At 71.1% G+C, this 24,755-nt stretch carries 27 protein-coding genes; 8 read left to right on the top strand and 19 right to left on the bottom strand.

The genetic code is table 11. The features are described from left to right. Positions 1 to 3 precede the first annotated feature (3 nt). On the bottom strand, positions 4 to 1,074 hold the full coding sequence (locus OG943_RS39905) for a glycosyltransferase family 4 protein (RefSeq protein ID WP_328606083.1): 1,071 nt from the start codon (positions 1,072 to 1,074) through the stop codon (positions 4 to 6). Positions 1,075 to 1,297: 223 nt separating this feature from the next. On the opposite strand from OG943_RS39905, the gene OG943_RS39900 reads away from it, so the two are divergent. Next, a complete protein-coding gene (locus OG943_RS39900) occupies positions 1,298 to 2,134 on the top strand; it encodes an inositol monophosphatase family protein (protein WP_091618389.1) in 837 nt (278 codons plus the stop codon). Positions 2,135 to 2,213: 79 nt separating this feature from the next. Here OG943_RS39900 and OG943_RS39895 read toward each other — a convergent pair whose 3' ends face one another. The 4 genes from OG943_RS39895 to menD all read right to left on the bottom strand — a co-directional run bounded on the left by OG943_RS39895 (position 2,214) and on the right by menD (position 6,583). Continuing rightward, positions 2,214 to 2,684, bottom strand: coding sequence for a DUF3592 domain-containing protein (locus OG943_RS39895; RefSeq protein WP_328606082.1), 471 nt, complete (start codon positions 2,682 to 2,684; stop codon positions 2,214 to 2,216). A 61-nt stretch (positions 2,685 to 2,745) separates the two neighbouring features. Further along, the gene (locus OG943_RS39890; protein ID WP_328606081.1) at positions 2,746 to 4,263 is read right to left on the bottom strand and encodes a M1 family metallopeptidase; all 1,518 of its coding nucleotides are present in this window, start codon (positions 4,261 to 4,263) and stop codon (positions 2,746 to 2,748) included. Positions 4,264 to 4,420: 157 nt separating this feature from the next. After that, the gene (locus tag OG943_RS39885; RefSeq protein ID WP_328606080.1) at positions 4,421 to 4,810 is read right to left on the bottom strand and encodes a VOC family protein; all 390 of its coding nucleotides are present in this window, start codon (positions 4,808 to 4,810) and stop codon (positions 4,421 to 4,423) included. Between the two features lie 99 nt (positions 4,811 to 4,909). Next, positions 4,910 to 6,583: a 2-succinyl-5-enolpyruvyl-6-hydroxy-3-cyclohexene-1-carboxylic-acid synthase gene (gene menD / locus OG943_RS39880; RefSeq protein WP_328606079.1), complete on the bottom strand. Its 1,674-nt coding sequence runs from the start codon at positions 6,581 to 6,583 to the stop codon at positions 4,910 to 4,912. A 105-nt stretch (positions 6,584 to 6,688) separates the two neighbouring features. Between menD and OG943_RS39875 the strand changes: the two genes are divergently transcribed. The 4 genes from OG943_RS39875 (at position 6,689) to OG943_RS39860 (ending at position 9,918) form a co-directional block, all read left to right on the top strand. After that, a complete protein-coding gene (locus OG943_RS39875; RefSeq protein WP_328606078.1) occupies positions 6,689 to 7,612 on the top strand; it encodes a 1,4-dihydroxy-2-naphthoyl-CoA synthase in 924 nt (307 codons plus the stop codon). Positions 7,613 to 7,687: 75 nt separating this feature from the next. Continuing rightward, positions 7,688 to 8,830 carry an o-succinylbenzoate--CoA ligase gene (gene menE / locus OG943_RS39870; protein ID WP_328606077.1) on the top strand — a complete coding sequence of 381 codons (1,143 nt, stop codon included), beginning with the start codon at positions 7,688 to 7,690 and terminating at the stop codon, positions 8,828 to 8,830. A gap of 51 nt (positions 8,831 to 8,881) precedes the next feature. Then, positions 8,882 to 9,013 (top strand): hypothetical protein, encoded by a 132-nt coding sequence (locus OG943_RS39865; RefSeq protein WP_328606076.1) that lies wholly within the window; start codon positions 8,882 to 8,884, stop codon positions 9,011 to 9,013. A 35-nt stretch (positions 9,014 to 9,048) separates the two neighbouring features. Continuing rightward, the gene (locus tag OG943_RS39860) at positions 9,049 to 9,918 is read left to right on the top strand and encodes a 1,4-dihydroxy-2-naphthoate polyprenyltransferase (RefSeq protein ID WP_328606075.1); all 870 of its coding nucleotides are present in this window, start codon (positions 9,049 to 9,051) and stop codon (positions 9,916 to 9,918) included. A 60-nt stretch (positions 9,919 to 9,978) separates the two neighbouring features. Here the strand turns inward: OG943_RS39860 and OG943_RS39855 are convergent, their stop codons facing one another. Genes OG943_RS39855 through OG943_RS39845 form a run of 3 tightly spaced genes read right to left on the bottom strand, consistent with a single transcriptional unit; the run spans position 9,979 to position 11,842 of the window. Further along, entirely contained in the window at positions 9,979 to 11,055 is a 1,077-nt protein-coding gene (locus tag OG943_RS39855) for a PLP-dependent cysteine synthase family protein (protein ID WP_328606074.1), read from the bottom strand. Beyond that, positions 11,052 to 11,348 (bottom strand): DUF4229 domain-containing protein, encoded by a 297-nt coding sequence (locus tag OG943_RS39850; protein ID WP_328612275.1) that lies wholly within the window; start codon positions 11,346 to 11,348, stop codon positions 11,052 to 11,054. The genes OG943_RS39855 and OG943_RS39850 overlap by 4 nt, the downstream gene beginning before the upstream one ends. Positions 11,349 to 11,368: 20 nt before the next feature. Next, complete coding sequence (locus tag OG943_RS39845; RefSeq protein WP_328606073.1) at positions 11,369 to 11,842, bottom strand: Lrp/AsnC family transcriptional regulator; 474 nt, start codon at positions 11,840 to 11,842, stop codon at positions 11,369 to 11,371. Between the two features lie 361 nt (positions 11,843 to 12,203). On the opposite strand from OG943_RS39845, the gene OG943_RS39840 reads away from it, so the two are divergent. Together OG943_RS39840 and OG943_RS39835 are read left to right on the top strand one after the other, a co-directional pair. Beyond that, positions 12,204 to 12,416, top strand: coding sequence for a BldC family transcriptional regulator (locus tag OG943_RS39840; protein ID WP_033291096.1), 213 nt, complete (start codon positions 12,204 to 12,206; stop codon positions 12,414 to 12,416). 152 nt (positions 12,417 to 12,568) lie between these two features. Then, a complete protein-coding gene (locus tag OG943_RS39835; protein ID WP_328606072.1) occupies positions 12,569 to 12,754 on the top strand; it encodes a hypothetical protein in 186 nt (61 codons plus the stop codon). A 52-nt stretch (positions 12,755 to 12,806) separates the two neighbouring features. On the opposite strand, the gene OG943_RS39830 is transcribed toward OG943_RS39835, so the two are convergent. The 7 genes from OG943_RS39830 to hemL form a co-directional block, all read right to left on the bottom strand. Continuing rightward, the gene (locus OG943_RS39830) at positions 12,807 to 14,159 is read right to left on the bottom strand and encodes a MinD/ParA family ATP-binding protein (protein WP_328606071.1); all 1,353 of its coding nucleotides are present in this window, start codon (positions 14,157 to 14,159) and stop codon (positions 12,807 to 12,809) included. Positions 14,160 to 14,249: 90 nt separating this feature from the next. Then, positions 14,250 to 15,227, bottom strand: coding sequence for a c-type cytochrome biogenesis protein CcsB (ccsB, locus tag OG943_RS39825; protein WP_328606070.1), 978 nt, complete (start codon positions 15,225 to 15,227; stop codon positions 14,250 to 14,252). A 3-nt stretch (positions 15,228 to 15,230) separates the two neighbouring features. After that, positions 15,231 to 16,838, bottom strand: a complete 1,608-nt coding sequence (resB, locus tag OG943_RS39820) for a cytochrome c biogenesis protein ResB (protein WP_328606069.1) — start codon at positions 16,836 to 16,838, stop codon at positions 15,231 to 15,233. Next, on the bottom strand, positions 16,835 to 17,608 hold the full coding sequence (locus OG943_RS39815) for a cytochrome c biogenesis CcdA family protein (RefSeq protein ID WP_328606068.1): 774 nt from the start codon (positions 17,606 to 17,608) through the stop codon (positions 16,835 to 16,837). Before OG943_RS39815 ends, resB begins: the two co-directional genes overlap by 4 nt. A 102-nt stretch (positions 17,609 to 17,710) precedes the next feature. Further along, positions 17,711 to 18,322: a TlpA family protein disulfide reductase gene (locus OG943_RS39810; protein ID WP_328606067.1), complete on the bottom strand. Its 612-nt coding sequence runs from the start codon at positions 18,320 to 18,322 to the stop codon at positions 17,711 to 17,713. Then, positions 18,319 to 18,945: a histidine phosphatase family protein gene (locus OG943_RS39805; protein ID WP_328606066.1), complete on the bottom strand. Its 627-nt coding sequence runs from the start codon at positions 18,943 to 18,945 to the stop codon at positions 18,319 to 18,321. Before OG943_RS39805 ends, OG943_RS39810 begins: the two co-directional genes overlap by 4 nt. After that, entirely contained in the window at positions 18,942 to 20,246 is a 1,305-nt protein-coding gene (hemL, locus tag OG943_RS39800) for a glutamate-1-semialdehyde 2,1-aminomutase (protein WP_328606065.1), read from the bottom strand. The genes OG943_RS39805 and hemL overlap by 4 nt, the downstream gene beginning before the upstream one ends. A gap of 152 nt (positions 20,247 to 20,398) precedes the next feature. On the opposite strand from hemL, the gene OG943_RS39795 reads away from it, so the two are divergent. After that, on the top strand, positions 20,399 to 20,827 hold the full coding sequence (locus tag OG943_RS39795; RefSeq protein ID WP_442874835.1) for a TspO/MBR family protein: 429 nt from the start codon (positions 20,399 to 20,401) through the stop codon (positions 20,825 to 20,827). On the opposite strand, the gene OG943_RS39790 is transcribed toward OG943_RS39795, so the two are convergent. The 4 genes from OG943_RS39790 to OG943_RS39775 are packed head-to-tail and all read right to left on the bottom strand — an operon-like array spanning position 20,824 to position 24,690. Then, positions 20,824 to 21,474 carry a hypothetical protein gene (locus OG943_RS39790; protein WP_328606063.1) on the bottom strand — a complete coding sequence of 217 codons (651 nt, stop codon included), beginning with the start codon at positions 21,472 to 21,474 and terminating at the stop codon, positions 20,824 to 20,826. The two genes, OG943_RS39795 and OG943_RS39790, sit on opposite strands and share 4 nt — an antisense overlap. Before the next feature lie 11 nt (positions 21,475 to 21,485). After that, the gene (locus tag OG943_RS39785; protein ID WP_328606062.1) at positions 21,486 to 22,688 is read right to left on the bottom strand and encodes an ABC transporter permease; all 1,203 of its coding nucleotides are present in this window, start codon (positions 22,686 to 22,688) and stop codon (positions 21,486 to 21,488) included. Next, complete coding sequence (locus tag OG943_RS39780) at positions 22,685 to 23,389, bottom strand: ABC transporter ATP-binding protein (protein WP_328606061.1); 705 nt, start codon at positions 23,387 to 23,389, stop codon at positions 22,685 to 22,687. The genes OG943_RS39785 and OG943_RS39780 overlap by 4 nt, the downstream gene beginning before the upstream one ends. Then, positions 23,386 to 24,690: an efflux RND transporter periplasmic adaptor subunit gene (locus tag OG943_RS39775; protein ID WP_328606060.1), complete on the bottom strand. Its 1,305-nt coding sequence runs from the start codon at positions 24,688 to 24,690 to the stop codon at positions 23,386 to 23,388. Before OG943_RS39775 ends, OG943_RS39780 begins: the two co-directional genes overlap by 4 nt. Positions 24,691 to 24,755 lie beyond the last annotated feature (65 nt).

Genomic DNA, 24,755 nt, shown 5'->3' with positions numbered 1-24,755 from the left:
GGCTCAAGCCGCGCGCGCGACTTGGCCCCGCACCTGCTCGTAGTGCCCGACGAGCTCGCGGCAGACCGCCGGCCACGTGCGGCCCAGCACCACTTTCCGTGCCTTCTCCCCCAGCCGCGCCCGCAGCGCCGGGTCGCGCAGAGCGTCCACCTTTTCGACCAGCGCGGGCCCGAAACCGGCACGGTCCGCCGGCAGCAGGTAACCCGTGCGGCCGGGCAGCACCAGGTCCTTCGGGCCCCCCGCGGCGGGCGCGAGCACCGGCAGGCCGGACGCCATTGCCTCCTGCACCGCCTGGCAGAACGTCTCGTGCGGTCCAGTGTGGACGAACACGTCCAGGCTGGCGTACGCGGCCGAGAGGTCGTCGCCGTACTTGGCGCCGAGGAAGGCCGCGCGCGGCAGGCGCTCGCGCAACGCGGGCAGCTCCGGGCCGTCGCCGACCACGACCAGCCGCACGCCCGGCACGTCGGCCAGCGCGATCAGCCGGTCGACCTCCTTCTCCGGCGCGAGCCTGCCGACGAAGCCGACCAGCAGCTCGCCGTTCGGGGCCAGCTCGGCGCGCAGCGCGGGGTCGGCGTGCGACGGCGAGAACCGTTCGATGTCGACGCCGCGGGCCCACCGGTGCACCCGCGGAACCCCGTGCAGTTCCAGCTGTTCCACCGCGTCGGACGACGGCGCGAGCGTCCGGTCGGCCCGCGAGTGCACGCGGCGGACCCAGCGCCAGGCCGCGCGGGCGCCGATGCCGAAGCCGTACGCGGCGGCGAACCCGGCGATGTCGGTCTGGTAGACGGCGACCGTCGGCACCCGCAGCCGTCTCGCGGCGGCCAGCCCGCGCGCGCCGACCACGAACGGCGACGCCAGGTGCACCACGTCCGGCGCGAAGCCGGCCAGCGCCGTGAGCACCGTGCGCGTCGGCAGGCCGATCGGCAGCGAGTGCACGCCGGGCACGTCGAAGGCGGGGATGCGGACCACGGGGGCGCCGCGGTAGGACTCCGGGCCAGGACCGGGCGCCACCACGAGCACGTCGTGGGCACGGTCGGCCAGGTGCTCGACGACCCGCAGCACGGAATTCGTCACGCCGTTCACCTGGGGCAGGAAACTTTCGGTGACTATGGCGACTCGCACCCGGCCACTGTCGCACCGGAGCGCGCGAGCCGGGCCAATCCCGCGTGACACATGAGCCAACGGTGTCCGAACACTCCGAACGCCGGGCCAGGGCGCCGCGCCGTCGGCAGATCAGACACCACATGTCATCTCAAGGTCGTGTCCCGGAAACCAGCGCCGCCCAGACTGAGCAAGCATGACCCTCTTGTCCTCCAGGCCGTCGCAGCCCGTGGAGCCGGGGCTGCTCTCGAGGGCACTCGAGGTGGCTGGCCGGCTGGCCAACGACGCCACCGACGTGATCACGGCGACGGCAGGCCGCGGCGCCCACCCCTCGACCCTGGACTCCCCCTTCGACTGGGTCACCGACACCGACCGCATCCTCGAACGGCACACCCGCCGGGTGCTGACCGCCGAGTTCCCCGGGATCCCGGTGGTCGGCCACGAGTTCGGCGCCGACCACGGCGCGGACGTGGCCGAGTACCGCTGGGTCGTCGACTCCGTGGACGGCACCGCCAACTACGTCGCGGGCGTGCCGTGGTGCGCCTACAGCCTCGCGCTGGTCGACGCGTCCGGCCCGGTCGTCGGCGTGGTCGCCGACCCGTACCGCGCGCAGATCTACGCCGCCGCCCGCGGCCGTGGCGCCCGCGCGAACGGCAAGCCGATCAAGCTGGCCGACCGGTGCGTGACGGCGGGCGCGATCGTCTGCACCGAGCTGGCGCGCAAGGGACCGTGGCCGGGCATGGGCGGGTTCATCGAACGCGCGGCGGCCGCGCACGCGGGCGTCCGGGTGCTGGGCTCGGCCGCGCTGTCGATCGCGCAGGTCGCGCTGGGCCACGCGGCCGCGGCCGTGCTGCACAGCTACCACGAGTGGGACGTCGCGGGCTCCGTCGCGCTGGCCATCGAGGCGGGCGCCGTGGTGCTCGACAAACACGGCGAGGACACCGCACTGCCGACGGACGGCCTGCTGGTCGCCGCCCCCGGCGTCGCCGACGAGGTCCTCGGCTGGTGGCAGGAGACAGCGACAGTCGCCTGAGCCGAGCCCCGCCCCGTCCCTGAAGGCCACCATGAGGGCATCTAGGTCCCTGAAGGTGGCCTTCAGGGCATGCCCCGGTTCAGGAGACCGGCGCCTCGGTGGGCTCAGGAGCCGGGTGGGCGGCACGGTCGCGCTTGATCAGGCGGCGCAGCCACCACAGCAGCGGGGCCGCGATCAGCCAGGTGAACAGGATCGTCGTGCCCAGCGGCAGCAGCGTCAGGGTGGCCGAGCGGCCGGCGACCCTGGCGAGGTCCGGGTCCGTAGCGTCGTACTCGATCAGCACGAGCTGGCCCGCCGACAGCCCGGACGGGTAGAGGACGCCGTTCGCCGGGCTGTGCACGATCCCGTCGGGCGTCTCGTACTGGATGATCGTGCGGTCGAAGGCGACGGACTCGACGGTGGCGTTGGCCGTGCCGAGGTGCGCCTGGATCGAGTTGTCGTTGCGGATCGCCGCGAAGAGCAGGCCCACGCACATCACGGTGAGCAGCGAGGCGACGCTGAGGACGGTGAACCACCCGATGCGCCTCGCCCGTTCGCTCCTAGCCGTCACGCCGGGAGTTTAACCCGGATGAGTGGCTGCGCCGGGGCTCACCGGCACAGCCACTCACGAGTCAGCGTTCGCCGGCCGTGGCCAGTGCCTGGTGGTTGGCCTGGATCTGGTCGTACGACTTCGGCTTGACCTGCGTGATCTTGCTCGCGAAGGCCTTCGCCGCGGTCCCGTTCGGGCCGGTCGCCGGCTTGCCCTTGGTGAACAGCCAGGTCTGGAAGAAGTCCTGCAGCGGCTTGCCCGAGACCTTCTCGGCGAGCGCCTCGAACTCCGGGATCACGCCGGTCTTCCCGGCCTTCAGGACCTGCCACTGCTTCAGGATCGAGAAGAACGCGTCGTCACCGACGGTGGTGCGCAGGGCCTGCAGAGCCATCGCGCCACGGTCGTAAACCGCCGCGTCGAACTGGTTCGCCGCGCCCGGGTCGCCCGGCAGGACCTGCCAGAACGGGGAGTCGGCGGCGTACTTGTCGTACGTGTACTGGGCCAGCTCCGCCGTGGTGCCCTCGCCCTCGTGCTCGGACCAGAGGAACTCGGCGTAGGAGGCGAAGCCCTCGTTCAGCCAGATGTCGCTCCACTTGCCGAGCGAGACGTTGTCGCCGAACCACTGGTGGGCGTTCTCGTGCGCGATCAGCGTGGTGTTGGCGCCCGCCAGGAAGTTCTTCAGGCCGTAGGTGGGCCGCGTCTGGTTCTCCAGCGAGAACGTGATCCCGCTGGTCACCACGCCGCCCTCGGCCTCGAACGGGAACGGGCCGAACTGCGTCGCCAGGAACGCGTCGACCTCCGGCGTGCGCTCGACGCTGGCCTTCGCGGCGTACAGCGAGTCGCCGAGGTCCGAGCCGTAGGCGGTGATGAACGGCTTGCCGTCCGGCGTCGTCGACTGGTTCACCTCGTACGGGCCGATCACCAGCGAGGTGAGGTAGGTGGCCTGCGGCTTGGTGCTGCGCCAGTTCCAGCGCGTCCAGCCGGCGCGGCTCTGGGTCTTGCGCACGAGATTCCCGTTCGACACCACGGAGTTGCCGTCCGGCGCCTCGACCGAGACGTCGTAGGTCGCCTTGTCGGTGGGGTGGTCGTTGGACGGGAACCACCACGCGGCGCTCTGCGGCTCGTCGACGCCGAGCGCGCCGAACGAACCCTTCTTCCACGCGTTGAGCGTGCCGATCTTCGCCGTGGACGGGGTGTCGGAGTAGGCGACGACCACGGTGGTGGTCTGCCCCTTGGCGAGCGGCACCGCGGGGGTGACCACCAGCTCGCCGTCGCCGTTCTGGTTGGTGAACTGCGCGGGCCGGTTGCCCACCAGCACGCTGGAGGCCTTGAGCGCGAAGTCCAGGTCGAACCGGGAAAGGTCCTGGGTCGCGGTGAGCAGCAGCGTGGTCGTGCCGGACAGCACATCGGTGGCCGGCTGGTAGCTCAGCCGGATGTCGTAGTGCAGCACGTCGGTGCCGCCGTTGCCGGCGTTCGGATAGTACGGGTCGCCGACGCCCGGTGCGCCCGGCGCGGGAGCCGCGCCCGCGACGTTCGCCAGCAGCACCGAGGCCACGCCTGCGGCGAGCACACCGAGCCCGGCGCGAATTCTGACACGCATGTGATTCCTCCAAAGGTGATCAGCGCGCTCGAACTTAGCCAGCTCACGATGCCCGAGATACAGCCGAAGGAAGGTTCTTACCCGCTGGGAACGGTGGCGAGCTGGGGAATTTCCGGTCTGTTCGGCGAGTTTCCGGCGAGTTCCCGGCGGGAGTTCGTCAGCCGCCCGTCGGCGCCTTCCAGTCCACCAGCTGAACGATCACCCCGTTGGGGTCGCGGACCTGAAACGCGCGCTCGCCCCACTCCTCGCTGGTCAACGGCATCGTGATGGTCACTCCCGCGGCCTGCAGACGAGCCAGTTCGCCTTCGAGGTCATCGACTTCGAAGGCGAGGATCAGCCCTTGGGCGACGTCGTCGCGCTGATCAGCGGGCAGAGTGGGCAGGCCCCGGCGCAGGAAGACCACGTTCACACCGGCGTCGTCACGGCCGAGGCCGGCGAACCCGTCGGCGGCCATTCGCTCAGTGAAGCCGAAATGCTCGACGAGGAAGGCCGCCGAAGCGGCGACGTCCTCCACGTTCAGCGACAACGCGGTTCCGGTGATCTTCATACTGCCTCCCAGCGGATTAAACTACGTACATCGTACAATGTACGTAGTACGGAGTTTAATCCGCTGCCGGATGTGACCCTCGATACAGGAGGTCAGGGCTCAGGCGGACCCCACCGCGGCCGCCACCGCCGAACGAAGCCGCGCGTGCAGGTCACGGTGCCGGGTCCGGTCGACGCGGACCTCGACCACCCGCAGCCCCGGCTTGGGCTTCAGCGCGGCGCGGAACTCCGTGATCGTCTCGGCGACGACGTGCGGCACGCGGTAGCCCGCGCACAGCGCGCCCAGGTCGGCGCCGTGCGGGGTGCCGAACACGCGCTCGAAGCTCGCGCTGTACTCGGGCGCGCCCTGTTCCAGTAGGGAGAAGATGCCGCCACCGTCGTCGTTGAGCACCACGATCGTCAGGTCCGGGCGCTGTTCCGTGGGGCCGGTGAGCAGGCCGCTCGCGTCGTGCAGGAACGTCAGGTCGCCCAGCAGCGCATACGACGGCGCGCGGTGCACCATGGCCGCGCCGATGGCCGTGGACACCGTGCCGTCGATGCCCGCGACGCCGCGGTTGCGGTGCACCAGCACGTCCGGGCGCAGCCGCCCGGCCAGCGCGACGTCCCGCGTCGGGTTCGACGAGCCGACCACCAGCAGCGCGCCGTCGGGCAGCGCGTCCACCAACTCGGTCGCCACCCGCAGGCCGCTCGGCCACGGCTCGCCGGCCAGTGCCTCCGTGACGGCGCCGGTGGCGGCCGCGTCGGCGCGCTGCCAGCTCGCGAGCCACTCCGGGTCGGCGGGCTTCGTCGGCTCGGCGAACCACTGGCCGACCTGCCGGACGTTGTGCGCGGGCGCGGGCCAGTCGGAGTCCGGGCGCACCAGCAGCACCTCGACCGCCGGGTCGGAGAGCACCTGCTGGACCTGCCGGAACACCGTCGGACGGCCGAGGCAGAGCACCTGCTCCGGCCGGTGCTTGCTGATGAACTCCTCGACGCCCAGCAGCCACGCGCCGGCCGGGATCGCGGTCGAGCCGGACAGGCCGAGGCCGCCGGTCTCCGACACCACCGGCCAGCCGTGCTGCTCGGCCCACTCGCTGGCCGCCTGCACGCCGGTGTCACACGCGATCACCAGGCCGTGCCGCGCCGACGGGACCACGAACGAGGGCAGCGCGCCGAAGTCCGGCAGCTCCGTCCAGCGCTCGCCGTCCGGGCGGCCCTCGAGTGACTCGTACCACGCCTCGTCGTCGAAGTCCGGCACCAGCGGGTCGCGGAACGGGATGTTCAGGTGCACCGGCCCGCAGCGCCACTCGCCGTACGCGGCGTTCCACGCGCGGCAGATCTGGCTGCGCCAGTACGAGTTCTGGCCGGGCCGTCGCTCGGCCACGGCCAGCTCGTCGAAGTAGCGCACGGCGTTGCCGTAGAGCTGGTACTGGTCGATCACCTGGCTCGCGCCGGCCGCGCGCAGCTCCGGCGGCCGGTCGGCGGTCAGCACGATCAGCGGCACGCCGGCGCGGTCGGCCTCCAGCACGGCGGGGTGGAAGTTCGCCGCCGCGGTGCCGGACGTGCACACCACGGCCGCGGGCCGCCCGGTGCGCGCGGCGATGCCGAGGGCGAGAAACGCGGCGCCGCGCTCGTCGATGCGGACGTGCAGCTGCAGCCGCCCGGCCGCGGCCGCGTCGTACAGCGCGATCGACAACGGCGCGTTACGCGAGCCGGGGCAGAGGACCACGTGGGAGACGGTGTTGCGGACGAGCTCGTCGACGATCACCCGGGCCTGCGCGGTGGACGGGTTCACCGGCACGCCCCAGCGGCGGCGGCATCAGGCAGCGCCGACGCACTCCCTCCCGCGGAGGCGGCATCAAGCACAGCAAAAGTGTCCACAGGTCCTATTCTCCCAAACGTGGATGACGCCCGAGTTTCCGAGCTGTTCGATCCGGCCGCATGGACCGAGGTCGAAGGTTTCGCCTTCACCGACATCACCTACCACCGCTCGACCGAAAGCCGCTCCGGCAAACGGGTGGTCCGGGTCGCGTTCGACCGCCCCGAGGTCCGTAACGCCTTCCGGCCCCACACCGTCGACGAGCTCTACCGCGCCCTCGACCACGCGCGGATGGGCTCGGACGTCGGCTGTGTCCTGCTCACCGGGAACGGCCCGTCGCCCAAGGACGGCGGGTGGGCCTTCTGTTCCGGCGGTGACCAGCGTATTCGCGGAAGGTCCGGGTATCAGTACGCGAGCGGGGAGACCTCCGACACGGTCGACCCGGCGCGGGCGGGCCGGCTGCACATCCTCGAGGTCCAGCGGCTGATCCGGTTCATGCCGAAACCGGTCGTCGCCGTCGTGCCCGGCTGGGCCGCGGGCGGCGGGCACTCGCTGCACGTGGTGTGCGATCTCACCCTGGCCTCGGCCGAGCACGCGCGGTTCAAGCAGACCGACGCCGACGTCGGCTCGTTCGACGGCGGATTCGGCTCGGCCTACCTCGCGCGGCAGGTCGGGCAGAAGTTCGCGCGCGAGATCTTCTTCCTGGGCCGCGACTACACCGCCGAGCAGATGCAGGCGATGGGCGCGGTGAACGCCGTCGTCCCGCACGCCTCGCTGGAGGCCGAGGCACTGGAGTGGGGCTGGGCGATCCTCGGCAAGTCGCCGACCGCGCAGCGGATGCTGAAGTACGCCTTCAACGCGATCGACGACGGCCTGGTCGGCCAGCAGCTCTTCGCCGGGGAAACCACCCGTCTGGCGTACATGCAGGACGAGGCCGTGGAGGGCCGCGACGCGTTCCTGCAGAAGCGGGACCCAGACTGGGCCGACTACCCGTACTACTACTGACCCCCTCGTGAGTGTTTATGCCGGTTAGAACCGTCATAAACACTCACGAGCCTTGACGTGGCTGGAGGTTCGCTCGTGCGTGTGGTGTGGCTCGACGGGAGCGCGGACGCGGTCGCCGCGCTGGACGCCGCGGTGGCGTCGGCGCTGGACGGCGGCGAGGCGGTGCTGCCGCTGAACGCCGCCGACCCGTCGGCGCCCGCGCTGCTGGAAGGCATGGTCCCCGGCACTCCGGCGGAGCCAGGGACGGCGGTGGTCATCGCCACCTCCGGGTCCACCGGGGCGCCGAAGGGCGTGCTGCTGTCGCCGTCCGCGCTGACCGCGTCGGCGCGCGCGACGCACGACCGGCTCGGCGGCCCCGGCCACTGGCTGCTCGCGACGCCCGCGCACTACATCGGCGGCCTGCAGGTACTCGTCCGCGCGCGGTTGGCGGGCACGCGAGCGGCGTACCTCGTCGGCAACGGCTTCCGCCCGGACGACTTCGCCGCGGCCGCCGCGCCGGTGCTGGCCGCGGCCGGTCCGAGCTACACCGCGTTGGTCCCGACCCAGCTCGTCCGGCTGCTCGACGACGGCGGCGCCGGTCTCGAAGCCGCGCGCGCCTTCGACGCGATTGTGCTGGGCGCGGCGGCGACGTCGCCGAAGCTGCGTACACGAGCGGCTGAAGCGGGCGTCCGGATCATGCCCGCGTACGGCATGAGCGAGACGGCCAGCGGCTGCGTGTACGACGGCGTCCCCCTCGACGGCGTCCGCGTGGAACTCGACGCCGACGACCGCATCCGCATCGCCGGCGACGTGCTGGCCCACGGCTACCGGCTCGCGCCGGAGCTGACCGCCGAGTCGTTCGGTGACGGCTGGTTCCGCACCTCCGACCGCGGCCGGATCCACGCCGACGGCCGGGTGGAGGTGCTGGGCCGCGCGGACGACGTGATCAACACCGGCGGCGTGAAGGTGTCGGCCGCCGAGGTCGAACGGGTGCTCGGCGGCCAGCCGGGGGTACGCGACGCCTGCGTCGTCGGCCTCCCGGACCCGGAGTGGGGCGAGGCGGTGGTCGCGCTGGTCGTCACCGACGGCGCGGCCGACGGCTCCGGCCTGCGCGCCGCCGTCCGGGCCGAGCTGGGCCCCGCCGCGACGCCGAAACGCCTGGAGTTCACGGCGGAACTGCCCCTGCGCGGGCCCGGCAAGATCGACCGCGGTGCCGTCAAAGCACTACTGACGTCCTGAAATCCCGGTCAATCGTTGACAGCGCGTTGTGCTCGCGTTTGGCTGGCTGGCATGACGAGATGGACGAAAGCGGTTGTCGCCACCGTCGGCGTCGTGTTGGCCCTGGTGGTGGCCGCGGGAGCCGCGTCGGCGGACGAGCCGTTCAGCGGCACCCTCACGTGGCAGGTAGGCCCGGGTTATTGACCGGGTGAAGATCGTCGTGGAGTTGAATAACGCCCATGGCGACAGTGAGTGAATGGATCGAAGGCGCCCGCCCGCGGACGCTGCCCAACGCGATTGCCCCCGTGGTCGCCGGTGTGGGGGCTGCGATCGCGCTGGACGCGTTCTCCTGGTGGCGCTCGCTGCTCGCGCTGCTGGTCGCACTGTCCTTGATCATCGGCGTGAACTTCTCCAACGACTACTCCGACGGCGTCCGCGGCACCGACGAGCACCGCGTCGGCCCGCTGCGGCTGGTCGGGTCCGGCACGGCCGACCCGAAGGCCGTGCTCCGGGCCGCGCTGGGCTGCCTCGGCCTGGCCGGGGTGCTGGGCCTGCTTCTGGTGGCGCTCACGGGCTACTGGTGGCTGCTCGTCGTGGGCGCGCTCTGCATCCTCGGCGCCTGGTTCTACACCGGCGGCAAGAAGCCTTACGGCTACTACGGCTTCGGTGAGATCGCCGTCTTCGTCTTCTTCGGCCTCGCGGCGGTGCTCGGCACCACGTACGTGCAGGCCGGTCGCGTCAGCTGGGCCGCGCTGGGCTGCGCCGTCGCCGTCGGCTGCTTCTCCATGGGCGTCCTCACGGCCAACAACCTGCGCGACATCCCGACCGACATCGAGTCGGGCAAGCGCACCCTCGCCACCCGCCTCGGCGACAAGGGCACGCGCCGGATGTACCTGACGCTGGTGGCCGTGCCGTACGTGGTCACCGTGCTGCTCGGCATCTGGCACCCGCTGTCGCTGATCGCGCTGGTCACCGCGCCGATGTTGATCAAGTCCGCCAAGGCCGTCGGCGGCGGGCAGCACGGCCGCGCCCTGATCCCGGCCCTGCGCGACACCGGGCTGGCGATGCTCGCGTGGTCCGTGCTGAGCGCCGTCGCGCTGAGCTTCTAGCCGACTGCCGTCAAGGCCTCCTTACCCGCGTGCGACGCGGGTAAGGAGGCCTTGACGGCTTTAGCCCGCGAACTTCCCGCTGAGCAGGAACTCGTCGAACTTCGCGCGGTACGGCGCGATGTCGATTTCCTGCTCGGCGAGCCACTCGTCGGAGTAGTACGTGTTCGCGTAGCGCTCGCCGCCGTCGCACAGGAGCGTGACGACCGAGCCGGCCTGGCCCTCGGCGAGCATGCGCGAGATGAGCAGGAACGCGCCGTACAGGTTGGTGCCGGTCGAGCCGCCCGCCCAGTGGCCGGTGTGGTCGCGCAGCAGCCGGATCGCGGCGAGTGAGCCCGCGTCGGGGACCTGGAACATCTCGTCGATCACGCCGGGCACGAACGACGGCTCCACCCGCGGCCGCCCGATGCCCTCGATCCGCGACGGCATGCCCGTCGCGTAGTCCAGCGCGCCGGTTTCCCACGCGCCGAAGAACGACGAGTTCTCCGGGTCCACCACGCCGATCTTGGTGGTGTGCCGCTTGTAGCGGACGTACCGGCCGAAGGTCGCGCTCGTGCCGCCCGTGCCCGCGCCGACGACGATCCAGCTCGGCACCGGGTGCCGCTCGGCGCGCATCTGCGCGTACACCGACTCGGCGATGTTGTTGTTGCCACGCCAGTCCGTCGCGCGCTCGGCGTAGGTGAACTGGTCGAGGTAGTGCCCGCCGCACTCGGCGGCCAGTCGCTCGGCCTCGGAGTACATGTCCGGCGCGCGGTCGACGTAGTGGCACTCGCCGCCGTAGAACTCGATGAGCGCGATCTTCTCCTTGCTCGTCCGCCGCGGCACCACGGTCACGAACCGCAGGCCGAGCATCCGGGCGAAGTACGCCTCCGAGACGGCCGTCGAGCCGCTGGACGCCTCGATCAGCACGGTGTTCTGGCCGATCTGGCCGTTGACCAGCCCGTACAGCAGCAGGGAGCGCGCCAGCCGGTGTTTGAGCGAGCCGGTGGGGTGAACGGACTCGTCCTTGAGGTAGAGGTCCACGCCCCACTCCGGGGGCAGCGGGAAGACGTGCAGGTGTGTGTCGGCACTGCGGTTCGCGTCGGCCTCGATGATCCGGACGGCCTCACGCACCCAAGCGCGACTATGGAGCCTGCTCATGCGGTCCGGTGCTCGGACTCGGCGGTGACGTCGCCACGCAGCTGGGCGCGCAGTGCGGCGCGGGCCCGGGCGCGGGACTCGTTGCGCTTGGCCAGGCCGGCGGTCACGCGCGCGTTGAGCGAGCGGAACACCAGCAGCCCGACCGGCAGGCCCACGACGAGCCCGATCAGCAGGGCGACCAGCAGCGGCACCCCGACCAGCGACAACACCCAGGCGACGATCGCCACGAGCGCGAAGCGCGCGACAATGTAGATCGTCAGGTCACGAGGCAGATGATCAGCGCGTTCCTGCATTTCGCTCACATCAAGGCAGGCTACGCCCCTGGCGCGGCGCCCTCGTCCAGGCCCGCGTTGTTCGGCCGGCTCTCGAAACGGGTCGAAAGCACCACGGTGGTGTTGGTGCGCCCGACGCCGGGGATGCGGCGCAGCCGGCCGAGCGTGTGCTCCAGCTCGTCCACCGTCGACACCCGCACCTTGACCACGAACGCCTCGTCCCCGGCCACGGCGTAACAGCTCTCCACCTCGGCGAGCTCGCCGAGCGCGGTGGCGACGTCCTCGTCGGTGGCGGTGTCGGTGGGATGGATGCCCACCAGCGCGGTCACGCCGAGGCCGACGGTGCTCGGGTCGACCGTGGCGTGATAGCCGGTGATCACCCCCGCCGCCTCCAGCTTGCCGACGCGCTCGTGCACCGACGACGCGGACAGGCCCACGGATCGGCCCAGGTCGGCGTAGGTGGCCCGGCCGTTGACCCGCAACGCCGCGATGATCTTTCGGTCCAGCTGATCCACCGGCTCATTATGCTGCGCCGCCCGCGCGGCCCTCAGCCGCGGTAAAGCCCCGGATGTCTCGTGCGTCACAGCCGCGGCGGCGACTGGTGACCTCGCCGCGGCGCCTTTGGTCCGGCTTTACCCTTTCGCGCCGGGACCGAGACACAAAAGCGCAGGTCAACGGCACCGTTAAAGATTCACGAGTCGCCGAACGAGGTCCGAGGTTATGTCCCTTTTGCACTTTAAGGGCTCTTTACTCGTGGACAACCGTTCGAGTACCCGACGGGTGAAGTGCCACGATTGCCGTGTTGGCTTACCCGGCGCGACGGGCGAAAGGCCCGATGCCTCCGGTATAGCAAGTAGGTCGTTAAGGAGGCGGAAAATGACCGCGACCATGGGCGGAAGGTTGCTCACCCCCGGTGAGGTGGCCGCTCTGTTCCGAGTGGACCCGAAAACGGTCACCCGGTGGGCCACCGCGGGCCGGATCGGCTCGATCCGGACCCCGGGCGGGCACCGCAGGTTCCGTGAGTCGGAGGTGAACGAGCTGCTGGCCGAGCTCACCACCGATGCGAGTGAACCCGCCCGCAAGGTCTGAACGACCACGGGCTGAAGGGTCGTGAGTGGCAGGCGGTGTCTTCCGGCACCTTCTACCGGTCACGACCCTTCGTCACACCCGGGTTCGCCCCTGATTTCGAAATTGGGGCTAACCTGGGGCCCGGCAAGGCCTTGCGACGGAAGGACCCGGGCATGATTCCTCTGCTCGCAGCGGTAGGCGCGATCACCATCGCCGTTCTGTTGTGGCGGGCCTTCGGGGCGCAACGCATCGGCGTGCCCCAGCGCCGCCCCACCCTCGCCCCGGACGACGACCCGGACTTCCTGCGCAAGCTCGGCGAGCAGCAGCGCAAGCGCCCCACTGACGAGGACGAGGGCTGATCCCGGCCAGGTAGAGCCGGCCGCGTACCGCCGGTCACCTACAAACCCCAGGTCAGCGGTACTGCTGCCCGCCGAACCCGTCCGCGACGGTGGCAGCCAGCTCCAGCAGCGAAAGGCGCGTGCCGCCGGCCAGGCGCTCCAGTTCGATCTCCGCGCCCTCTTCCAGGTGCGGGTCGAACGGCACCCGGCAGACGGCCCTGACCTTCGCCCCGAAGTGGGCCGAAAGCTTGTCCAGGTCGACCGAGCTGCCCTTCGGGCGCACGGAGTTGATCACGACCACGGAGCGTTTCACCAGGTCGCCGTAGCCGTGGGCCTCGAGCCAGTCGAGCGTGGCCGAGGCGCTGCGGGCCCCGTCGACGGAGCCGGACGAAACGACCACCAGCGCGTCCGCGGCGTCCAGGACACCCTTCATCGCCGAGTGCATCAGGCCGGTGCCGCAGTCGGTGAGCACGATGTTGTAGAAGTGCTCCAGCAGGTTCACCGTGCGCCGGTAGTCGTCCTCCGAGAAGGCCTCCGACACGGCCGGGTCCTGCTCGCTGGCCAGGATCTCCAGCCGGCTCGAGCCCTGTGAGGTGTACGAGCGCACGTCGCTGTAGCGGGTGATCTTCCCGGCGTCACGCAGCAGGTGGCGCACCGTCGCGGTGGTCTCGATGGCGATCTTCTGCGACAGCGTGCCGCGGTCCGGGTTCGCGTCCACGGCCACCACGCGGTCGCCGCGCAGCGAGGCGAACGTCGAGCCCAGCGTGGTGGTCGTCGTGGTCTTGCCGACGCCGCCCTTGAGGCTCAGCATCGCGATCTTGTAGCACCCGCGCAGCGGCTGGTTGACCCGCGCGATCAGCTCCCGGCGACGCCGGTCGGCTGGGCTCTCCCCCGGGTTCACCAGCTTGCCGGTGCCCAGGTAGAGCACCTTGCGCCAGCCCGACTGCGGGGTCCGCTTCGCCTGCTTCACCAGGTGGGCGGTGGCCAGGTCGTCGGGGCCGGTCGCGCCCGGACGGCCGCCCGGCTGGGGCAGGCCGGAACCAGGCGGTTGCGGACCGGGGCCAGGGCCAGGGCCGCCGGGCTGCTGCGGGCCAGGACCAGGCGGTTGCGCGCCGGGCTGCTGCGGGGCCCCGGCCTGCGGCTGGGCCTGCGGATACCCCGAATACTGCTGCTGCGGCTGGAGCGGCGGCAGGTTCTGGTCGTACTGGCCCGGCGCGTAACCCGGCTGCGCCGTGGGCTGCTGCGGTGTCGTGTAAGGACCCGAGTTGGGGTTCGGCGAGGCGACCACCTGCGTGGGCTGCACGTCGAACGCGTCCGAATTCGGGTGCGGCGTCGAGTCCGTGCGTTCTTCGGAGAACAGCTCGGCCGCGGGCTCCTGGGCCTGGTCGGACTGCCCGGTGGCAGCCTCTTCACTGGGTCCGGTCACCGCTGAAAACCTCCCGCGTACGCCGACTACCTGCTGTCCCCAGTGTCGACGTTAGTCGCCGCTACCGCAGCGAAACGCGCGGACCCCCGCTCAGTTCACCCCGGCGTAGGAGTGCAGTCCGGCAGTAACCAGGTTGATGAAGAACAGGTTGAAGATCGTCACGGCGAAGCCGAGCACGTTGATCACCGCCGCGCGCTGCCCGCGCCAGCCCGCGGTGGCGCGGGAGTGCAGGTATGCCGCGTAGACGACCCACGCGATGAAGGCGACCGTCTCCTTCGGGTCCCAGCCCCAGAACCGGCCCCACGCCGCCTCGGCCCACACCGCGCCGCACAGCACGCCGAAGGTGAAGACGGGGAACGCGATGATCGTCGCGCGGTAGGCGATCCGGTCGAGCACGTCGGCGGCCGGCAGCTTCGGCCCGAACTTCGGGAACCGCTGCGGGTTCTTGTCGTAGGCCGTGCGGAACAGGTAGAGCACGCTCGCGACGCCCGGCACCAGGAACACGCCGGAGCCGATGATCGCTGCCGAAACGTGGATGTAGAGCCAGTACGACTGCAGCGCGGGCACGACCGGGGCGGCGACCGTGTACAGCAGCGTGCCGTTGATGAACATCAGGATCACGACGGGCAGCAGCAGGAAGCCGGTGAGGTGGCGGACCGGGAACTTCCGGATCACCACGAGCCAGGCGACCACGGTCACGAAGGTGACCGTCATGCCGTACTCGTACATGTTGCCCCACGGCGCGCGGTGCACCGCGAACCCGCGCAGCACGATGGCCGTCAGCTGGAGCAGGGCGCCCAGCACCAGCAGCGCCGCGCCCATGCGGCCGATCCGCTCGGCGCGGCCGATCTCGCGCGGCGCCTCCGGCGTGGCGGGGACGTCGGCGTCCTCGATCACCGGCGCGCCCGCGCCGACCAGCGACCGCTGCGCGCTGCGCTCGGCGGCGCGGCGGCCCTTCGCCCCGAAGGCCTGCTCGAACAGCGAGAAGCACAGCGCGAGGACGTAGATCGCCACCGTGGTGGTGTACAACCAGTCGCTGTACTGCGACAAAGTCTCGTTGACCTGCATGCCTCAGCTGCCCTTCCTGCCTGTGACCAGCCGTTCGCCGATCCGCTGGAATTCTTCGCCGTACCCGGCCTGGTCGGTGCGGGCCAGCCCGGCGACCTCGATGACGGTACCCGGCGCGCCGTCGTCGCCCGGCCGCACCCGGACCCACACGCGGCGCCGCTTGACCAGCAGCGATCCGCCCAGCCCGGCGAACATCACGATCGCGAACGCGAGCACGTAGACCTGCGTCGGGTCGTGCGAGACCTGGAGGTTGACCCAGGTCCCGACCCCGTCGAAGCGGACGCGGGTGCCGTCGTCGAGCTTGATCTCCTGGCCCACGGCCAAGTTCTGCCGCGCGACCTGCTTGAGCCGGCCGTCGGCCACCCTCGAGGAGTCCACTTCGAACACCGACTGGCCGCGGCCCGCGTCGAGGCCGAGGTCGCCGCGCAGCACGTCGACGGCGACCATCGGGTTGTTCAGCTGCGGCGCGGTGGAGGTGAGCACCCCGCCGTGGATGAACGACGTCGGCGCGAGCACCCCGGTCACGGCGATCTGGCGCGTGCGGCGCTGGGCCTCGTCGGTGATGCCCGGCTGGTCGAACTTCGTCGCGCCCTCGGACAGCATCGTGGTCCCCTCGGTGGGCCGCCACTGCGTGTTCTGCGTGCGCGTCTGGCCGTCGGGGAAGGTGATGGTGAACTTCGGCGAATAACCGTTGCCCAGCAGGTAAACGCGGTCGCCCACGATCCGCAGCGGGTCGTTGACCTGGAGGTTGTACGGCCGCCAGGTGCCGGACTGCAGGTCCGCGCCCGCCTGGTACTGGACGTTCGAGTGGTAGTAGTCGGCCTCGCCGGTCGCCGTGTAGCGCGCGGTGAAGTCGTTCACCTTCACGCAGAACGGGTCGAGGTCGGTGCCGTCGATGCGCAGGCCGGCCTCGAACGAGTCGTAGTTGTAGATGCCGGAGTTGCAGAACTGGCTGCCGTCGGCCTGGACGATGACCTGGCCCTCGTACATGTAGAGCTTGCCGAGCGCGAAGAAGATGATCAGGCCCAGCATGCCGAAGTGGAACAGCAGGTTGCCGGTCTCGCGCAGGTAGCCGCGCTCGGCGGAGATGCTGAACCCGCCGTCTTCCTCTTCGCGCTCGATCCGGCGCCAGCCGGAGAGCTGCTTGCGGACGTCTTCGCGGATCTCTTCCGGCTTCCGCGCCGTGCGCGCGATGCGGTGGTGCGGCATGCGCGCGAGGTTCTTCGGGGTGAGCACCGGCCGGGCGCGCATCTGCCGGATGTAGTCGAAGCTGCGCGGCGTGAGGCAGCCGATCAGCGAGATCATCAGCAGGATGTAGATCGCCGAGAACCAGACGCTGGAGTAGACGTCGTAGAACTCCAGCTTGTCCAGCAGCGTGCCCCACCAGCCGTGGGCGGAGATGTAGTCCTCGACCTTGCCGACGTTGAGCCGGCGCTGGGGCAGCAGCGCGCCGGGCAAAGCGGCCAGCGCGAGCAGGAACAGCAGCACCAGCGCGGTACGCATGGAGGTCAGTCCGCGCCAGGTGTTGCGCAGGAAGGCGAGCACCTGTTTGCCGGCCGACGGCCGGTACGGGCGCTGGGGGTTGGTGGGCGGTGCTTCGGTGGTGGTCACAGTGGCAGCTCGAGGTTGGAGGCGAAGGAATTGCGGAGCCAGCCCATGACGTCTCCCCAGAGCCCGGTGACCAGGAGGATTCCGACGGCCAGGAGCAGTGCCCCGCCGACCACCTGCACGCGGCGGCCGTTGCGGCGGAGCCAGTCGGTGGCGCGCACGGCCCAGCGGGCGCCGAGCGCGATCAGCAGGAACGGCACGCCGAGCCCGATGCAGTAGACGAACACCAGCAGGTACCCGCGCGCGGCCGCGCCGCCCGTCGCGCTGGCCAGGCTGGTCACGGCCGAGAGCGTCGGCCCGATGCAGGGCGTCCAGCCGAGCCCGAAGACGGCGCCCAGCACCGGCGCGCCCCAGAGCCCGCCGCCCGGCACGCGGTGCGAGCGGACTTCCCGCTGCAGTCCGGGAATCCAGCCGAGGAAGACGAGCGCCATCGCGATCGTCAGCACTCCGCCGATGCGCTGGAGGAGGTCCTGGTTGATCAGCAAGGTGTCGGCGAGCCAGACGAGCGTGCCGAGCGTCGCGACGAACACCACGGTGAACCCGAGCACGAACAGGCCGGCGGCGCCGAGCACGGCGTAGCGGCCCTTCTTGCGTTCCTCGTCGGCGCGCACCGCGGGGGCGTCGGCACCGACGAGCGCCGCGAGGTACGCCAGGTACCCGGGCACGAGCGGCACCACGCAGGGCGACGCGAACGAGATCGCGCCCGCCACCAGCGCCACCCCCGCGGCGAGCAGCAGCGGTCCGGAGATCGCCAGCTCGGACACGGAGTTCACGGTGTTGAGAGTAGGCAGTGAGCTTCCGGTGAGACGGGCGGGGCCGGTTCACAGGACTCGTGAGTGTTTATGCCGGTTAGAACCGTCATCGCCACTCACGAGTCACTTCTCGGCGAGCAGCCGCCGCACCGTCGGCATCAGGTCGGTGGCCAGCACCTCGCGCAGGAACACCGCGGCGACCCGATGCTGTTTGTCCAGCACGATCGTCGACGGGATGATGTTGCGCGGGTACCCGGCGAGCTGCAGCAGGACGCGGCCGGACGGGTCCCAGATGGACGGGTAGGTGATCCGCCGGTCCCGCACGAAGTCCTGGGCCGCCTGGCGCGACGGGTCGCGGACGTCGAGGCCGATCAGCTTCGCGCCGAGCGGCTCCATCTGCTTGCTGGCGTTCTCCAGCTCGGGCGCCTCCGCGCGGCACGGGCCGCACCACTGGCCCCACAGGTTGATCACCATCGGCTGGCCGGGGAAGTCGTCCAGCGAGAGCTGCTTGCCCTCGTTCATCAGGTCGTCACCGGAGAGCGTGGGCGCCTTCTGCCGCTCGGCTTCCGGGTAGGTGATGTCGATCTGGCCGCCCGGCGAGACGAAGGTGAACGTCCCGCCGGTGACCACCGCGTCCTTGCCGCCCGAGCAACCCGTCAGCAGCAACGCGGCCGCCACCAGCAGCGCGGACACCCGGCGCCGCAGTGTGAATGATTCACTCGCGGGCTCGCTCATGCCCCCGTCACCTTCGGGTCGGTAGTGCCCGCCGGCTCGCTGTAGACGATCTCCACCAGCGCCTCGCCGTCGAAGACCAGGCTGGTCAGCGACGCCAGCGAGCACTGCCGCTGGCGCGGGTCGTGCCACAGCCGCTTGCCTTCGAGGAACCGTCGCAGCGTCCAGATCGGCAGCTGGTGCGAAACGCACAGCGCCTCGCGGCCCTCCGCCGCGTCGCGCGCGCGGTAAACGGCGCCGAGCATCCGGTGCGCGATCTCCACGTACGGCTCGCCCCACGACGGCCGGAACGGGTTGACCAGGTGCGGCCACGCCTTCGGCTGCCGCAGCGCGCCGTCGCCGACGGCCACGCGCTGGCCCTCGAAGACGTTGCCCGCTTCGATCAGTTCGCTGTCGGTCGCGATGTCGAGCCGGTGTGCGGCGGCGATCGGCGTGGCGGTCTCCTGCGCGCGCTGCAGCGGCGACGCGACGACGTACGCCAGGTCGTGGCCCGCCACGGCCTCCGCGACGGTCAGCGCCTGACGCTGCCCGCGTTCCGACAGCCGGAAGTTCGGCAGCCGGCCGTAGAGGATCTTGTCCGGGTTGTGCACTTCACCGTGCCGCAGCACGTGGACGACGGTGGTCACGGCTGTACCGCCTCGGCCGCCGCGCGGGCCGCGGCCGGGAGCGCCGCCTCGATGACGCCGAACGCGTCGTCGTCCATCGCCGCGTTCACGAACCACGACTCGTACGCGCTGGGCGGGGCGTACACGCCTCCGTCGAGCAGAGCGTGGAAGAAGCCCGGGAAACGCCAGGTCTCGGTGGCCTGCGCGCCCGGGTAGTCGCGCACCGGGGCGTCGGCGAAGAACACGCTGACCAGGTTGCCCGCGTACTGCACAACGTGCTTGACGCCCGCTTCGGTCAGCGCCGCGTCGAAGAGCCCGCCGAGCCGCTTCGCGTTGGCGTCCAGCTTCGCGTACACGGCGTCGTCCGCCAGGCGCAGCGTGGTGAGCCCAGCGGCGACGGCCACAGGGTTCCCGGAGAGCGTCCCGGCCTGGTAGACGGGGCCGCCGGGGGCGAGCTTCGACATCACGTCGGTGCGGCCGCCGAACGCCGCGGCGGGCAGCCCGCCGGACATCACCTTGCCGAAGGTGTACAGGTCGCCGGCCACGCCTTCGAGGCCGTACCAGCCCGCGCGCGAGACGCGGAAGCCCGTCATCACCTCGTCCATGATGAGCAGCGCGCCGTGCTCGCGGGTGATCTCCCGCAGGCCCGCGTTGAACCCGGCGTCCGGGGCGATCGCGCCCATATTGCCCGCGGCCGCCTCGGTGATCACCGCGGCGATCTGCCCCTCGTTCTCCACAAAGGACTTCCGGACCGCGTCGAGGTCGTTGTACGGCAGCACCAGCGTGTCCGCGGCCTGCGCGCCGGTGACGCCGGGCGAGGTCGGCAGCCCGAGCGTGGCGACGCCGGAGCCGGCCTGGGCGAGCAGCGCGTCGACGTGACCGTGGTAACAGCCGGCGAACTTCACGATCTTCGGCCGCCCGGTGAAGCCGCGCGCCAGCCGGATGGCGCTCATCGTCGCCTCGGTGCCGGAGTTCACCAGCCGCACCTGCTCGACGGGCTCGACCCGGCCGATGATCTCCTCGGCCAGCTCGACCTCGCCGATGGTCGGCGTGCCGAAGGAGAGCCCGCCGGCGGCGGCCGCGCGCGCGGCTTCGACCACCTGCGGGTGGGCGTGCCCGAGGATCATCGGGCCCCAGGACGAGACGAGGTCGACGTAGCGGTTGCCGTCGGCATCCCACAGGTGGGGGCCTTCGCCGCGGACCATGAACCGCGGGGTGCCGCCGACCGAGGTGAACGCCCGCACCGGCGAGTTCACCCCGCCCGGGACGGCCGCCTTCGCGCGTTCGAACCAAACCTTGGACTGCTCGGTGCCAGTGCTCACCCGTCCAGTCTCGCAAATCCGGTGCTCACGACCGGGCGGGGGCTGGCCTGGCCCCCTAGGATGGCCGCATCGCGCAGCGGCACCGAGGAGGAGACGTGACCGCGCCCACTCCCCAGCGCAACCCGTGGCTGGTCCTGCTGGTGTTCCTCGGGATGGTCGCCGTGGTCGCCGTCGTCGCCGGGCTCGCCGCGACCTCGGCGACGGAGGTCTACAACCGGCTCGTCCAGCCGTCCTGGGCCGCGCCGGCGAGCGTGTTCGGTCCGGTGTGGACAGTGCTGTACCTGATGATCGCCCTCGCCGGCTGGACGTACTGGCGCACCGACGGCGAGACGCAGGGCTTCGCCGCGTACGGCATCGGCCTGCTGCTCAACCTGCTCTGGACCCCGCTGTTCTTCGCCGGCGGCTCCAGCCGTCTCGCACTCGTCGACATCACCCTGCTGGACTTCACGGTGCTGATGACGATCGGCCTGTTCTACCGCCGCTCGAAGCTGGGCGCGGTCATCCTCCTGCCGTACCTGATCTGGCTCTTCTACGCCACCGCACTGAACGTCGCGATCGTCGCGCTCAACGACGGCCGCTAACGCGCCGGCTGCTGCACGATCGCCTGGGCGGCCACCGTGCCGTCGGTGCCCGCGCGGCCCTGGACGGTCACCGTCGCGCCCGGCTTGAGGTCGCTGAGCTTGCCCGGCTGGGTCAGCCCGACGGTCGTGGAGTCCGAAGTGGACACCGTGACGTCACCGCCCTGCGCGGTTTTCAGCGTCACGGTGGTGCCGTCGACCTTCTCGACGGTGCCGACCGTGCCGCGTCCGGCCGCGCCGCGGGCGCCGCCCGCGCCGGTGCCCGTGCCCGGCTGACCGGTGCCGGTTTCGGTACCCGTGCCCGTTCCCGCACCGGTGCCGAAGCCGCGCGCACCACCGGCTGTGCCCCCGGCGCGAGCGGTCCCACCGCTACCGGAAGACGAGCCGAGCGCCGCGTGCGTCCACGCACCGCCGGCGAAGGACAGCGCGATCACCAGCAGCCCGGCCAGAACCAGCGTCGCCTTGCCGAACGGCTTCGCGACCCGCTTCATCTCCTGGTTCAGGTCGCCTTCCACGGCGGGGGTCGCCACGATCTCCTCGGGGGACAGCTCGGCCGTCACCGGCAGGAACTCCGCCGTGGGCTCGTCGGTGGGCTCGGTGGCGGGCCCGTCGGCGGCCGGTGGTGGTGAGGACTGGGTGGACGAAGACATCCTGGGAGCTCCTACTCGTGCCGGAGGGCGTCGATGGGCCGCAAGCGCGAGGCCCGGTTCGCCGGGAAACTGCCGAAGAAGAGGCCGATCAGCGCCGACACGGCGAAGGCGAGCACGATCGACGAGGGCACCACCACGGGGTTGATGCCCGCGAAGCTGAACTGGCTGCCGACCACGCCGATCACCACGCCCAGCAGCCCGCCGAACAGGCTCAGCATGGTCGCCTCGGCGAGGAACTGGCCGAGGATCGCCGACCGCGGTGCGCCGATCGCCTTGCGGATGCCGATCTCGCGGATCCGCTCGGTCACCGTGACCAGCATGATGTTCGTGACGCCGATGCCGCCCACCAGCAGCGAGATCGCGGCGACCGCGCCGAGCAGCACGGTGAACGTCTCCGTGGCCGAGGTCCGTGTCGCGAGCAGCTGCTCGGAGTTCTGGATCTGGTAGTCCGCCGTGCCACCGAGCTGGATGCCGTGGCGCGCGTTGAGGATCGCCGTGATCTCGGCCTGCGCCAGCGAGACGGAGTCGGCCGAGGCGGCCTGCACCGCGATCTGGCTCAGGCTGCCGTACCCCGCCAGCGAGTTCTGCACGGCGCTGATCGGCGCGATGGCGACGTCGTCGGCGTTCTGCAGCCCGGTGCTGCCCTTCGACTGCAGCACCCCCACCACGGTGAACTGGATGCTGTTGAGCAGCACGTTCTTCCCGACCGGCTCAGCGGTGCCGAAGATCGACTGCGCGGTGGTCGGCCCCAGCACCACCACCTTGCGCGCCTGCGTGACGTCGTCGGCGGTGAACAGCGAGCCGTCGGCGACAGCGCGGTTCGTCGTGGTGAAGTAGGCCGGCTCGGTGCCGGTGACGCTGGAAATGTCGTACGACGTCTGCCCGTACGTCGCGGTCGCCGTGGTGTTCACGACCGGCGAAGCGGCCTTCACGTCGGGCGCGCCGACCGGGTCGACGAGCGCGTGCGCGTCCTGCACCGTCAGCGGCCGAGCCTCACTGCCCTGCCCGCCGCCACGTGACGGCGACACGTTGACCACGTCGGTGCCCAGGCCCTGGATGCTCGCCGCGATCGCGGCCGACGCGCCGTTGCCCACGGCCACCAGCAGGATCACCGACGCGACGCCGATCGTGATGCCGAGGGTGGTCAGCGTCGAGCGCAGCTTGTTGGCGGTCAGGCCGCGGACGGCGAACCGCAGCACCTCGAACACGTTCACGCGACCACTCCGACACTGCGGCGGACCTCGTCCGAGACGATCAGCCCGTCACTCACCCGCACCACGCGGTGCGCGTGTGCGGCGACCTCGTCCTCGTGCGTGATCACGACGATGGTGCGGCCCTGGGCGTTGATCCGGTCGAACACCCCGAGCACGTCCGCGGTGCTGGCGCGGTCGAGGTTGCCGGTGGGCTCGTCGGCGAGCAGCAGCGCGGGCCCGGTGACCAGCGCCCGCGCGACGGCGACGCGCTGCTGCTGGCCGCCGGACAGCTCGTTCGGCAGGTGCTTCGCGCGGTCGGACAGCCCCACCAGCTCCAGCGCGGCGAGCGCGCGATGGCGGCGCGGGCCGCGTCGCAGTCCGCTGTAGACCAACGGGAGCTCCACATTGGACAGCGCGTTCGTGCGCGGCACGAGGTTGAACGACTGGAAGATGAACCCGATCTTTCGGTTGCGCAGCAAGGCAAGCTGGCGTTCGTTGAGGTCGGCGACGCTGAAGCCGTCGAGCCGGTACCCGCCGGACGTCGGCATGTCGAGGCAGCCGAGCATGTTCAGCAGCGTGGACTTGCCGGAGCCGGACGCGCCCATGATGGCCACGTACTCCCCCGGCTGCACCACGAGGTCGACGCCGCGCAGCGCGTGCACCGCCGTCTCGCCGGAGCCGTAAGTCTTACGCAGTCCGGAGACCGCGATCACGGGCTTCATCCGCGTCCCCTGGCTCCGCCGGTGCCGCCGAGCCCGCCCGTGCCACCGGTGCCACCGAATCCGCCGGTCCCGCCGAAGCCACCGGTCGCACCGGTACCACCTCGCTGTCCGCCCGCGCCGGTGGTGGCGGTGGGCGAAGCGGCGGTCAGCACCACGCTGTCACCCTCGTCGAGCCCGGACTTGATCTCCACAGTGGACTCACCGCGTACGCCGATCTCCACCTGGCGCGCGACGTCCTGCCCGTTCTGCACCACCGTGACGACGTTGGTGGAGCCGGCGGTGGTCACGGCGGCGGCGGGCACGCTGAGCACGTTGTCGGCCTCGGCGACGGTGACCACCACGCTCGCCGACTGCCCGGGCCGCAGCCCGTCCGGCGGGCTGGTCAGCGTGAGCCGGGCGCCGTAGGAGACGACGCTGCCGCTGGTGGTCGGCGTGAGGTCGACGCTCGCCACGGTGGCCTGCACGGGCTGGTCCGGCGTCGCGTTCAGCGTCACCGTGGCCTTCTGGCCCGCCTTCACCTTGCTGACGTCGATCTCGGCGATGGAGGTGTCCACCACCAGATTGCTCATGTCCGTGATGTCGATGAACCCGCTGCTCGACGACGAGGAAGACGAGGACGCCGACGAGCTGGCCGCGCCGGACTGCTGCCCACTGCCGGACCCGGACTGCGCGCCGCTGGACGAAGACTGCCCGCTACCGGACGAGCCGCTGCCGGCCTGCTGGCCGACGGTGCCGTTGACCGCGGTGACCGTGCCCGCGCCGGGCGCGGTGAGCACGGTGGCGTCGACCGCCGCCTGCGCGGTGTCGACGTCGAGCTGGGCCTGGTCCACCTTGGCCTGCAACGAAGCGACGGTGTCCTGGCTGCTCGCCTGGCTCTGGCTTTGGCTCTGCCCCTGCCCCTGGCCGGTGGACGTGGACGTGGTCGCCGGGGCGTCCTCACCGGCGGTGAGGCTGTCCTCCGCCACGCCGAGGTTCGCCTTCGCGACCTGGAGCTGTTTGTCCGCCTGCGTGGCGTCGAGGGTGGCGAGCTGCTGCCCGGCGCTCACCACGTCGCCGACCTTCACGCCGATGCTGGTGACCTTGCCGGACGTCGCGAAGTTCGCCGCGCCGGTGTAATTGCTGGCCACCGTCCCGGCGGCCGACACGGTCTGTGTGACGGTCGCCCGCCGCACCGGGGTGGTCCGGCTCTGCGCCTGCGCGGTGTTGGCCGCGGGCGTGAAGGCCTGGTAGATCCCGAAGGCGGCACCGCCGAGCAGTACCACCAGCGCACCGTTGATCACCCATGTCCGGGTACGTGTCATGCGGGAAACACTGGTGCCGGTGGTTAGCAGTCAGCTGTTGGTTCCCTGTGGGCGAGCTGTGTATC

This window comes from Amycolatopsis sp. NBC_00345 (assembly GCF_036116635.1).
Lineage (GTDB): Bacteria > Actinomycetota > Actinomycetes > Mycobacteriales > Pseudonocardiaceae > Amycolatopsis.
Note: the sequence above shows the minus strand (reverse complement) of the source record. Positions and strands in the feature narration are given on the sequence as shown.